The sequence below is a fragment of the Trichocoleus sp. FACHB-40 genome (genome assembly GCF_014695915.1).
In the GTDB taxonomy this organism is placed as follows: Bacteria; Cyanobacteriota; Cyanobacteriia; order Cyanobacteriales; family FACHB-T130; genus Funiculus; species Funiculus sociatus.
In genome coordinates this window covers 139318-152205 of record NZ_JACJPF010000035.1, presented here as the reverse complement: position 1 = coordinate 152205, position 12888 = coordinate 139318, and the positions used below count along the sequence as shown (strand labels likewise).

The window sequence follows — 12888 nt, the reverse complement described above, 5'->3', positions numbered from 1 at the left end:
TATAAAATTGATCCCCTTAAAGGCAGAGGTTCCCCCGCGCCGTACTAAACTGGAGGTTACAGTTTTTAGCATTGTGAACTTGGCTGAGCTACCTGTGCGGAAAATAGTTATTGCTGGTAATTGGAAAATGTACAAAACCCAGGCAGAAAGTCTGGAGTTTTTGCAAGGATTCATGTCCCACCTGGAAGAAACCCCCCAGGAGCGGCAAGTCGTTATCGCGGCTCCCTTCACTGATCTGGGCATCCTATCGAAGAATTTACATAACAACCGGGTGCTGCTATCTGCCCAGAATATCCACTGGGAGCAGGAGGGAGCCTACACAGGTGAAATTTCCGGTTCCATGCTCACTGAAATCGGTGTGCGCTACGTAATCGTCGGTCACAGCGAACGGCGGCAATATTTTGGCGAAACCGATGAAACAGTTAATCGGCGACTCAAAGCAGCGCAGCGCTGTGGTCTAACCCCGATTCTCTGCGTCGGTGAAAGCAAAGAACAACGAGCGAATGGTGAAACGGAATCCCTGATCGTCACGCAACTTGAGAAAGGTCTTGTTGACGTTGACCAGCAGAACCTAGTTATCGCCTACGAACCCATCTGGGCAATTGGCACTGGCGACACCTGTGATTCCCCGGAAGCTAACCGGGTAATCGGTCTGATTCGCACTCAGTTAAAGAATCCTCATGTTTCGATTCAGTACGGTGGCTCGGTAAAGCCTAATAATATTGATGAAATCATGGCGCAGCCAGAAATTGATGGTGCGCTGGTGGGGGGAGCGAGTCTGGAGCCTGAGAGTTTTGCTCGGATTGTGAATTATAAGTAGTAGTCATTAGCTAATGGCTAGTGGCTAATGGCTAATGGCTAATGGTCATTAGCCATTAACAAACGACTAATGGCTAAGGACTAATGACTAATGACAGCGGATTTTTGACAATCAGGGGACAAACCTTTGAGTGGGGAAAGCGCACGTATTTGATGGGTGTGCTGAATGTAACACCTGATAGTTTTAGTGACGGGGGAGACTTCAGAGCGATCGCTTCTTCCCTGGCGCAGGCTGAGCATCTGATAGCGTCTGGTGCAGATATTCTCGACGTGGGAGGACAATCGACTCGACCAGGAGCCGCCCAAATCTCTTTAGAAGAGGAATTGCATCGGGTGCTGCCAGTGGTGCAGGCACTACGAGAAGGCGAAAGAGAAGATAAACAAATTGATCCAACCGACCCCCCCAGGGAAAATCAGGCGATGTTTTGGGAAGAACGGGAGGTTGGGGGAAGAACCAGTAATGCTTCAACTCCCTCATCAATCTCCCCAAAAATCGCTTCAAAATCGTCAGTGGTGATTTCGGTGGATACGACACGCTCGGATGTGGCACGGGCTGCGATCGCATCTGGGGCAGATATGATCAATGATATTTCCGGCGGGACTTTCGACCCTCAGATGTTGCCCACCGTAGCAGACTTAGGCGTACCGATTGTGTTGATGCACATCCGGGGAACGCCTGCGACGATGCAGCAGATGACAGATTATCAGGATTTGATGGGGGAGATCGGGCAGTTTTTGGCAAACCGGATAGAAAGCGCGATCGCATCTGGCATTGACCGCCAGAAGATTATCATTGACCCAGGTATCGGCTTTGCCAAAACTTACGAGCAAAGCCTAGAAATCTTGCGTTCCTTGCCGATGTTGCGTTCTTTGGGCGTGCCTATTTTAGTGGGGCCATCCCGGAAAAGTTTTATCGGGCGGATTTTAAATCAACCCGATCCCAAAGCCAGAGTTTGGGGAACTGCGGCGGCTTGTTGTGGAGCGATCGCGAGTGGTGCTGATATCCTGCGAGTACACGACATTCAACAAATGCACGATGTCTGTCGCGTCGCCGATGCCATATTTAGAATTAAAAATTAATAAAAATTTTTTAATTCTAAATTACTTATTGCCATTGCCGCCATTGCTGCCATTTGGTACGTCAGTCTCCGTTCCCATCAGTTCTCCCAGTGCTTCGCTCATAGCTTTCGGGTCCATAAACAGAATCTTGGAATTTGGAGATTCGCCTAATCTATAGTTAGCATCGACAAATCTCTGAGCTAGATAAAATTGCAAAACTTCCTTACTATTCGCTTGCGATCGCAAAGCTTGAGAAATGCGGTTCATATACTCCGCAGCGCCCTCAGCTTCCAAAATTGATGCCCGTTTTTTAATCTCAGCTGCCCGCTCCTGCTCCATCGACTCTAGCACCGTCTGAACTGGCATAATATCCAGAACTTCCACACGAGTGACTTTCACGCCCCAAGCGTCAGTCACATCATCCAGCTCTTCCAGCATTGCCTGATTAATTTCTTTTCTAGCTGAAAAGGTCTGCTCCAACTCCATCTGACCAACTTCAGTTCGTAACCGGGTCAAAACGAGGTTTTTCAGCGCGTTTTCAATATCATCAATAGCGTAATAAGCTTTCTTGAGATCAAAAATCTGCCAATACAACACAGCATCGGCTATCAGAGAAACATTATCTCTGGTGATGGCTTCTTGAGGTTCAATGTCTAAGACCCTCTCACGAGTTGTCTCCTCCACTACAATTGAGTCCACAAAAGGGATGATGAAGTTAAGACCGGGTTCTAGTTTGCGATGGAACTGACCCAAGCGCTCTACCAAAGCTTGATTACCCTCATTGATAATTTTCCCAGAACCCACTGCTGAGCCGATAATCAGTAGGGCTAGGGGAGCAAGAATTGTGATCGGGTCCATGACTTTTGTTTTTTCCTCAAAAAGCTACTTTCCAAGTAGCTATATACCTTAATGGTAACGAAAGCAATGTGCAACTTTACGTTTTGCTTTGTTTGTCTCGTTCCTAGCCAAAGGCTCGGAATGCTTACCCTAAGGCTGGAGCCTCATATCAAGTTCGTTTGTCTGGTTCCCACTCAGAGAGTAGAAACGAGAAATTTCAATTTTGGCAAATAGGGATTTCAACCCAAAACTCGGCTCCTTGTCCAGGTTCTGAGAAACATTTCAAGACACCACCGTGCTTTTGGGTGATAATTTGGTAGCTAATGGATAGCCCCAAGCCAGTACCCTTGCCGACGGTTTTAGTAGTGAAGAAAGGATCGAACAACCGCGATCGCACATTCGCAGTTATTCCCGATCCATTGTCTTTTATTTTTATTACCACACTCTGAGCATTCAGCACCTCGGTGCAAATCCGAATCTCCGGGGCTGGGGATTGGGGATTAGGGATTAGGGATTGGGGATTGGGAATTGGGGATTGGGGATTTGGAATTGGAGATTGGGGATTTGGAATTGGAGATTGAGAATTGGGAATTGGGGATTTCCTTGTCCCCAGTCCCTTGTCCCTTGTCCCCAGTCCCTTGTCCCCAGTACCCAGTACCCAGCCCCCAGCCCCTTCCAAAGCATCAATTGCATTCACAAGGATATTCATAAATACCTGGTTTAGCTGCCCTGCATAGCACTCGATGAGGGGCAAGTCGCTGTATTCTTTAATCACCTGAATACCGGGACTTTCAGGCTTGGCTTTGAGACGATTGTGTAAGATCAGCAGCGTACTATCGATGCCCTCATGGATGTCTACGGGCTTGATCTGGGCTTCATCCAGACGAGAGAAGTTCCGCAGAGATAGGACAATTTCGCGGATGCGCTCTGCCCCCACTTTCATCGAAGTTAACATTTTGGGGAGGTCTTCGAGTAGAAAATCGAGGTCAATTGTTTCGGCTTCTTCCTGAATTTCTGGCACCGGATGGGGATAGTGCTGCTGATATAGACTCAGGAGGTAGAGCAAGTCTTGAGTATATTCCTCGGTGTGGACAAGGTTGCCATAGATGAAGTTGACTGGGTTGTTGATTTCGTGAGCGACACCAGCAACTAGCTGCCCCAAACCGGACATCTTTTCTGACTGTACCAGTTGCAGTTGAGTGTGTTGCAGCTCTTTTAAAGTTTGCTCTAGCTGAGTAGTTTTGTATCGCAAGGCTTCCTCTGCAGTTTTTCGCTCAGTAATGTCCATCAGCAAGCCATCCCAGATAATATCGCCATTGGCTTGCAGTTCTGGACGGCTTGCACCTTGAATCCATTTCAGCTTTCCTGATGCTGTATACATTCGTCCTTCCCAGTACCAAGGTTGGAGCGTTTGTGCGGATAGCGCCACAGAGTCTTTATGCTCTTGGAGGTCATCGGGATGGATTAGATTGTAGACGAGGGAAACATCGCTCTGGGCGGCTTCTGGCTCCAGTTCATACAATTCTCGGCAACCGGGACTCATGTATGGGAAAGATATCAAGCCATCCGGTCGCAGGAGGAATCGATAAATCATTCCTGGCATATTCGCGGCTAGCTTTTGTAATTTTGCCTCAGTTTCGGACAATGCTTCTGTGGTTCGCTTATGCTCAATATTTAAAGCGATCGCATTCGCTACCGTGAACAGCCCCATCTGCTTCGCTTCACACAGCGGTTGAGTAAAGAACATTGCCATCACGCCTACCAGCTTTTCCTCTACCAAGAGGGGGTAGCCAGCGAAAGCAACCATTCCTTCCCGCTTCGCCCACTTTCGATCACTGATGCGAGGATCGTCTTGGACGGCGTTGGTCAGGTGTGGCTGGCGCTTTTGGGCAATCATACCAATTTTAAACTCGCCAACTCTGACTCGGCTATGGGGGCCGTCGATATGGGTGTACATTCCAGCACTGGCTTGCAACTGGAGTACATCCTCCTCCGAGTTGAGTATCCAAATACGAGCAAATGCTGCATCAAGGTGTCGAACTATGGTTTCGGCACACAACTGAAGGTTTTGTTGCAAAGTTGCCTTCTGCGTCAAAGCGAGGTGTACATCTGCTCGCAGCGCCTCCATGCAAAGCTGCGCCAACAATGCCTCTTCTGCTTGCTTCCGCTCGGTGATGTTTTGTGTCATCATCATGCCAGCGGTAATCTCTCCGTTTTCATTTCTCACTGGCAGAGTATGCACTTTGTAGATGCGTGAAGCAAAGCTATCGCCGCAGAAGCGCGAATCGCGATAAGGCACTTCAAAGACATTTTCGGTGCCAGCCAGTGCGGCATGAAAAGAAGGCTCTAGGAGTTCACTGGTTTCTGGCGTGACTGTCTCGTGCAGGGTTTTTCCTTCCAATAACTCTTTGTCTTTACAGCAGCCGACAACTTCTAAGTCTGTACCTTCAGCTAAGGTGTAGCGGCAGTCACTGTCAAATAAAACTACAGCACCATTAGGAAAATTTTTGGCTATTGTGCGATAAAGTTCTTCACTTTTTCGCAATTGAATCTCAATTTGCTTGCGTTCGGTGATCTCTTCTGTAATTGCCAGCAAATACTCTGGTGTTCCTTGGGCATCTAAAAGCGGTATTTTCCGGGTGTGCAGTATTCTTAGCTCTTGATGCCCAGTCTGAATCTGCTCTTCGGGAATGTCTACCAGTTTGCCATTCCTCAACACTTCCCGATCGATGCTGGTAAAGAAATCAGCTTGTTCTTGTGGGAATAAGTCATAATCATTCTTGCCCAGCACGTCTTGTCTGGAAAAGCCGAGCAGTTCCTCGCAGGTTTTATTGCAGAACGCAAAACGGAGATCGGAAGCATTCTTACAACAAACTCCGACGGGCAGATTGTCTAACACAGAGTTGAGAAATGTTTGGCTTTGCAAAAGAGCAACTTCTGCACGTTTGCTCTCGGTGATGTCTCTGCCGATGCCCGTTGTCCCGAAGACTAACCCAGCTTCGTCGCGCAGAACAATGGCGTTAAAACTTATATGGACAGGCGTGCCATCCGAGTGCAGTTGTACTGTCTCATACTGATAGTAAGACTGGGTGCCTAAAATCCGCTGATACACTTCCCAGCCTTGCTGTTGTTGTTCTGGCGGCTGAAAATCGGTGAAGGTATGCCCAATCATTTCTTCTGGTTCGTAACCCAAAATGCGCTTGGCGGCAGAGTTCACGAAAGTAAACCGCCCTTCTTGGTCGGTTGACCAGATTAGATCCTGCGACATTTCGACTAAATAGCGGTACTTTTTTTCACTTTGTTTGAGTGCTGTTTGGGCTGTGGTGCGAGCTTCTGTAGCTAATACGCGCTCGGTGATATCGGTTTGCGCTCCGATGTAGTGAATTACGCGCCCCTTAGTGTCGCGGACTGGCGAAATCTTCAGCTCATTCCAAAAAGGTGTGCCGTCTTTGCGGTAATTTTTGAGGACGACTTGACAAGAGTTTCCTTCACGGATGCTGGTGCTGACTTCCTGTATAGCGATGGGATCTGTATCTGCTCCCTGCAAGAATCGGCAATTTCTGCCGATAATCTCGTTGCGGGAGTAGCCTGTAATTTTTTCAAAAGCCCGGTTGCAATAAATGATGGGATTGTCGGGTAGGGTAGCATCGCTAATGACGATACCTGTACCGCTATATGCGATCGCTTGCTCTAATAAATACAGCAATGTTTCTACAGAACCACCTGGAAAAGGCTCTTGCTGTTGAGGTAGTTCGGGCGGCTGATCTTGAGTGTGATTAGTAAGAAAAATATCTGAACTGGGAGTCATAGAACATTGGGGATGGGGAATGGGGTGGTGGCAGTAGTTTCCCGGTCGTCCGCCCGAATTGCGATCGCGCCCTTCGACAGCTAGTGTTGTTTGCCGAACTGTTTTGATGCAGTATAGGCTAAACTCTCTTGAAGATGTAAGCGTGATGCTACGGGAATTGTAACCATTTGCTATGTTGCTTTCCGTAAAAAACAGGAGAGGGTAGATACGGAAAACAAGGGACTGGGGATTGGGGGCTGGGGACTAGGGACTGGCTAAGAGTCCTTCCAATCCCTAATTCCTAATCCCCAATTCCCTCATCCCTATTCCCAATCCCCAATCCCCAATTTATGGCAGTGCGGACAAACTAAGCCAGGAAAGAATGCTTGCTGGTAGTTGCGTATTGAAGCGCAGAGGCATTTTTGGGGTAGAAAAAGATTGGGTGTAGGCGGGTGAGAGAAACGGTTCGTAAGTTGGGGCGGCTGGAGTTAGTTGTTTGACAAACGAGAGGCCGATCCCTTGGAGCAACTGACGCATAGGAGTAGCAACCATGCCGGTTCTTTCGTTAACCAGGGTACTTCGGGTGAGAACTTCGCCTTGGGAGCCGGGGCTAAAGTCGCTAATGCTTAAGTGAGTGCCACCGATGGCTGTGATCAAGTATTTTGGATTAGGTAGTTGCCTAAAAGGTCGCAGTTGATGGTTCAGTGCTGGGGTGAGATTGTCATCTGTCCCAGTCAAGATTAAGGTGGGGGTGGCAACTTGGGCAAGTCCAGTTTTACCAAACAACTGTCCGATAACCGGGTTGAGCGCGATCGCGCCCGCTATCCGGCGATCGCGCAATTGCACTCTCTTTTCAGGTAAATCCGCAGCTGCACACTGCAACCAGTCTCCCCCAGATTTCAAAAGCGGGTTGCGATTTTTGCACACGGATCGCAATTCGTCTAAATTCAGTTCGGCTCCTGCCAAAGCTAAAGCTGTGTAACCGCCCAAGGAGTGACCGATGGCGGTGACTTTCTCGGTATTTAGCTTACCTTGTAGGGAGCCTGGTTTCTGGTTTAGCTTTTTTAACCGATCTAGCAAAAAACTAACGTCTTCAGGTGTGGCGATAAACTCAGACGCTGGTAGCAAGGGATCAAGTCCAGGCAACCCTACAGGGCTGCTGCCTAAATGCTCGGCAAAAAGTCGGCTGGCATTGCTACCAGGATGCTCGATGGCGGCGACGGTTACACCGTGGGATGCTAGATGACGGGCTAGGTAGCCTAAAAATGAGCGGTCAGCACCAAAGCCGTGAGAGATGACTACCAATGGGATATTGAGTTGCTGCGGTTTCGGTGAGGGAGACAAATCTTTCTTGTCTCCCTGATCTCCCGCTTTTGCCTCTCTCCTTATTACCTCTGGCAGTTCTTTCCAGACTGGGGCGGAGAATGAGTTTGCCCAGTAGAGATCGACGATGATTTCGCGATCGCGTCTTCGGTCGTAAAAACTCCGAGTTTGTTTGTGCACTCTCTCAGAACCGAAAGCTGCTGGGTTAAAGGCTGGACTGAAATTTTCCCCGGCGACAGTCAATTCCCGTTCTAAGAGCAAGCTTAAAGCTTTACTCTCCCAGTAGGGGGCGTTAAATTCAAGGACAATAGCGATCGCGCTTGAAGCATCTAAGGTTATCGTTTCGGCTGGGTATGCCTGCAAAAAGCTGATAACACTTAAGCCGTTGCTTTGTTGTACGGCTAGACTCAAGGCAGCTTGCATTTTTTCAATGTTACTGTCGGGCAAAGCCACGCCGATTTTCTCGATTAACTCTTTTCCTACTGGCGATCGCAACAGGTCTTTAACTACTTTGTCTCCCAATTTGGGATCTAGCTGCAAGCTAGAGTTGAGCGTTTCCCGAAATTGGGGAGTTAGCAAAAGCTGGTAGTGCTTAAGCGTCGGGGGAACTTTACCCGTTTTGGCAAATTCTTCTAAGTCGCTGATCGCTACTGACTGGTGAAATGGCCCCAAGCGCATTTTCACTCGTTCGGCTGCTAACACCGGATCGAGACTCGATGAGAGTGCGATCGCTCCGCCAGAAAGCGCGATCGCTGCACTCCAGAAAATTCTTTTCCAGCTTCCAGAAATTGCTTTCCCTGGACGTTTTGATCCGGTCTGGGTTTTTTGAGTCATTTGCCGTAACGCCCTACCACAAGACCAGTCAAGCTTTAACTTCATCATTACTCCTCTGACCAAAGAATTAAAAATGCCAAATTAAACCTAAAAAAAGAACTATTTCCCTTTTTATTTTTAATTTTTAGTTTTTAATTTTTTCCAGTGCGGCTATAAGAAGGATACGCGGGAGCCGTATAACCTTTCAAGCCATTGGCAACTATACCCAACACAGAGCCACCAGAGATTTTTAATCCATCTAGTGCTTTCATCAGCATAGTACGGTCTGTTTTGTCAATTCCCACAACCAGCACAGTCCCATCTGTATTAGCAGCCAGAATGTTGCTATCTGCAAGACCGACTAGGGGAGGCGAGTCGTAGATAACTAAGTCAAAACGGGCTTGAAATTGCTCGATGAGATACTGCATTTTATCTGACGAGAGCAACTTTATCGGGTCTGAGGAATTTTGACCTGCGGTTAACACGAAGAGGTTCTTATCTGAGGGCGATCGCCCAATGGCATCATTAATACTCAAGTCTGTAGCGATAACATCCCCTAATCCACGCACGTTGGGTAAATTCAACCGACTATGCAAACTCGGACGGCGCAAATCTGCGTCTACTAATAATACCCGTTGACCGATTGCTGCTGCTGCCAACGCCAGGTTAATCGCCACAGTAGACTTGCCATCTCCGGGTACAGCTGAACTAACTGCCAACGAAGTAATCGGTCTATTGGCACTAATTAAGCGAATATTTGTATACAGAGAGCGAAATGCTTCCAAGAATGGGGAATCGGTGTAAAAATTCAAGGAAGCTCTGCCATTGCCATTATTAACAAGATGGCCGCCCAAACTTTCATTTAAACTACCTACCTCCGGTAAAGAAGCAAATTCCTTTTGTTTCTTGGGAGGTTTTTTGAGTTCTTTGGCGAAAGGAATTACCCCAAGTATCGGCAGTTTAGTTTCACCTTTTACATCTTCAGGGGTGTGGAATACTGTATTGAGAGCTTCTATCAGGAAACCCAGCCCGATGCTAAGAAGCGCACTCAAAACGATTGCGATCGCTAACTGTTTTTTAGTTTGTTTCGTAGCAACTGATAGCAGGTTGCCCTCTTCATCAACTCGTAGCTGAGGATTTTCAATCAATTCCCAAGGCACTTCCTGCTGGGCAGCATCTAGCCTCAATGCTTCGCGTTTGGCTAAAAACTCCTTTAAATTCTGCGTCGCTACTTCTAATTTCCGCTGTAAATCTCCATACTGTCGGGAAACATCTGGCAATTGTTGAAGTTTTTGCTTTACTTGCCTTTCAGTTTGAGCAATCGTTTGGTAGCGATTCTCCAATCCTTCAAGTTGCCCAGCAACTTTTTTCAGAATTCCTTCAGCTTGTTGACGCAACAAATTTTGTATATTTTGTTGCCTTTCCCTTAAAACCTGAATAGGTGGGCTGTCTTCACGGAATTGGGGAGACATTGACGCAATCTCAGTTTCTAGCCCCTGTAGCTTTCCAATTAAGGTTTCATATGTCTTGGAATCTGTAGCTAAAACTCCGGTAGGATTCCCTTCTCTCAACTGTTTTTGCAGAGTAGCGTAAAACGCTCGCGTTTCCGCCAATTGTACTTGAGTATCTAATCGCTCTTTCTCCAAAGCCAGAGCTTGCTGAAACAGCAAAGTGTCTGCTTGTTCCGGATCGCTCACATTGTACTGCTGTCGCAATTTTTGCAGCTGTCCTTGCAGTGTATCAACTTGCCCCCGTAGCTGCGGGAGCTGCTGATTAATAAAATCCAGTCCCTGTTTTAGGCTTGACAAGCGCTCTTGTTGGCTGTATCTAAGATAGTTTCGAGAGAGTTTATCCAATATAAAATTTACTTTTTCGGGATTTTTATCTCGATAACTAACTTCTAAAATTTTCGTCCCATATTGCGTCCCATCTTTCTCATAATTAACTCTAAATATTAATAGCTTTGTAATCATGGAGTTATAGTTAATATCAGGATATTTTTTCTGCATATCCTTAATGACTGGCTCCATCAATTTGCTACTAAGCAAAACCCTAATTTGAGTCTCATAATCCAATAAACTAGATTTTTCTACTTCAATTTTTTGGATATCTGCATTATTTGTTTGAGAGGATAAAAATTGCTTTGCCAATCTGTCTTCAGCGGTGACAGGCTCAACTAAAATCCGAAATGAGCCTTCATACTCCGGAACAATACTTTTTGACTTCAAAACGATCGTGCTTCCAGAGATGGCAGTCAATACAATTGCTACCCCTGCCATAATTGGCAAGCGGCGACGCACAACTCCTAACAGCCACGCTAAATCTAATTTCTGTTCATCACCGTCGTCAGGTTTGACAGTGAGCTGTCCCGGCAATGATTGAGGCTGGTTTCCTCCGCCATTACGCCTATTAATAAACGCCTGTGAATCGTGTTCGGTATCCATTTAACACTTAGAGAAAGGTTAGCTACATAAAACCCAAAAAAAGATGCACCCGAAACACCCAAATTACTGCCTATCCAAGATTCCGAAGAGACTAAAAATGTTAAAGAAAGTGAAAACTTTCTCAATGGGTTCTAAAAATGTTCTCACGCTGTCACCAGTCTTAGCACTACCAGAACGGCTGACTACAATAATGTCGTTTTCCCGTAGCAGTGGATTATTTTGCTCATTGATTCCTTGGGCTAAATCAATTTTTACTTTACTTTTCGACACCGTGCCGTCAGGATTGAGACGAATCAGATCGACAGCCTTGCGATCTGCTCTAGCATCGTTAAATCCTCCGGCAGTTAGCAAGGCTTGATTCAAGGTTGTATTGGGTGCAACCTCCACGACTCCAGGTTTTTTAACTTCTCCTACCACACTAACTTTAATAATACTGGGAGAAAAGCTAGTGGTTGCTAATTCTGTTACTTCTGCGGGGTTGACTACTGTTGCAGTGGGAACAACAATGGTATCTCCATCTTGCAAAATCGCATCTTGACTCACATCTCCTGTCTGCAATAGTTGCCACAAATTTATATCGATGAGCTGTTCAGTTCCAGATTTGGTGAGGCGACGTAGTTGGACGCGGCGCACATCAGCCAATGGCTTAATGCCGCCAGCCAAATCGATAGCCCGCGTCACGCTGGGAATTCCCAGCGTTCTTTGTTCTAATGTTGTTTTTCCGCCGATGACGACATAAGATCCAGGGCGGTTAACTTCGCCTACCACAGCAACGGTGCGGGGTTTCTCTAGAGGTGGTGCAAACCGAGTAGTGGCTAATTGGCGTGTTTCTGCTAGGTTGACGGTGGTGGCTGTGGGGACATAAATTGAGTCTCCATCTCGTAAATTTAAATCTTGCCGTCTATCGCCAGTTTGCGCCAGTTCCCAAAGGTTAAGAGTGATGACTTGATCTTTACCTGACGCTGTTTTGCGGCGTACCTGAACCCGACGAAGATCGGCGGCTAGGGTAACTCCTTCCGCCAACTCAATTGCCTGGGTTACAGAAGGATATTGTAGCCCAGGTAAGGTTCCGACTCCTGCTGTCAGGGGAATTGTGAAGCCTCCAGGACGGTTTACTTCTCCCCCCACGCGAATATTTGCGGGACGCGGAGACAGAACGCTCATTGTAATGATGGGACGTTTGAGGAAGCGAAAGTATTTAGAGGAAATGATATTAGCCGCCTGTTCTACGGTTCGCCCTTCGACAGGTATAGTGCCAATCAGGGGTAGGTAGATTGTGCCATCTGCTAGAACTGTGTACTCGCCGCTAAACTGAGGAACCTCGAAGATATCAATGCGGAGGCGATCGCCTCCGCCTAATGTATAAGCTGCACCAGCTGGCACGGGGCTGGCATTAGGTTGTGCTAATGGTGCATTTGGCTGAAAACCGGGTACTTGTGCGTATGTTAGAGACTGGTAAGAAATGGTAAGTGTTGCCCACATTAAACTCGCACAACCACGGGTGAGTTGTTTAGAAAAACCTACATCGACCATACACAACCTACTTGCTTTATCCTTATTAATTTAAGCTTGACTTTCAATAAACTGCCAAGGCTAATATTTTTTACTTCATACCTTATGTAAATTTACTGATAAATTACTGGCAACCTATCCCCGGTCAGTATCTATTGGTTTATCAAGCTGATTATAATTTTTTAATCTGGCAAGAAATTTGCAGATGTAATAAATTTAATATACTGTAAATTTGTCTTTCATGTATTTATATTTGGATAGGGAAAATTTAGCAGGTTCTTTTAACCAATAAAA

At 46.7% G+C, this 12888-nt stretch carries 7 protein-coding genes; 2 read left to right on the top strand and 5 right to left on the bottom strand.

What is annotated here, in order from left to right; genetic code table 11:
* Positions 1-94: 94 nt before the first annotated feature.
* Both tpiA and folP read left to right on the top strand, forming a co-directional pair.
* Positions 95-820, top strand: a complete 726-nt coding sequence (tpiA, locus tag H6F63_RS04505; protein WP_190635277.1) for a triose-phosphate isomerase — start codon at positions 95-97, stop codon at positions 818-820.
* Positions 821-903: 83 nt separating this feature from the next.
* On the top strand, positions 904-1899 hold the full coding sequence (gene folP / locus H6F63_RS04495) for a dihydropteroate synthase (RefSeq protein ID WP_199297676.1): 996 nt from the start codon (positions 904-906) through the stop codon (positions 1897-1899).
* A 21-nt stretch (positions 1900-1920) separates the two neighbouring features.
* Here folP and H6F63_RS04490 read toward each other — a convergent pair whose 3' ends face one another.
* The 5 genes from H6F63_RS04490 to H6F63_RS04470 all read right to left on the bottom strand — a co-directional run bounded on the left by H6F63_RS04490 (position 1921) and on the right by H6F63_RS04470 (position 12615).
* On the bottom strand, positions 1921-2736 hold the full coding sequence (locus H6F63_RS04490; RefSeq protein WP_190635241.1) for a stomatin-like protein: 816 nt from the start codon (positions 2734-2736) through the stop codon (positions 1921-1923).
* A gap of 196 nt (positions 2737-2932) precedes the next feature.
* Positions 2933-6523, bottom strand: a complete 3591-nt coding sequence (locus H6F63_RS04485; RefSeq protein WP_190635239.1) for a PAS domain S-box protein — start codon at positions 6521-6523, stop codon at positions 2933-2935.
* 327 nt (positions 6524-6850) lie between these two features.
* Positions 6851-8659, bottom strand: coding sequence for an alpha/beta hydrolase (locus H6F63_RS04480; RefSeq protein ID WP_242019515.1), 1809 nt, complete (start codon positions 8657-8659; stop codon positions 6851-6853).
* A 131-nt stretch (positions 8660-8790) separates the two neighbouring features.
* A complete protein-coding gene (locus H6F63_RS04475; protein WP_190635237.1) occupies positions 8791-11082 on the bottom strand; it encodes a polysaccharide biosynthesis tyrosine autokinase in 2292 nt (763 codons plus the stop codon).
* 63 nt (positions 11083-11145) lie between these two features.
* Positions 11146-12615: an SLBB domain-containing protein gene (locus tag H6F63_RS04470; RefSeq protein ID WP_190635235.1), complete on the bottom strand. Its 1470-nt coding sequence runs from the start codon at positions 12613-12615 to the stop codon at positions 11146-11148.
* Positions 12616-12888: the final 273 nt, after the last annotated feature.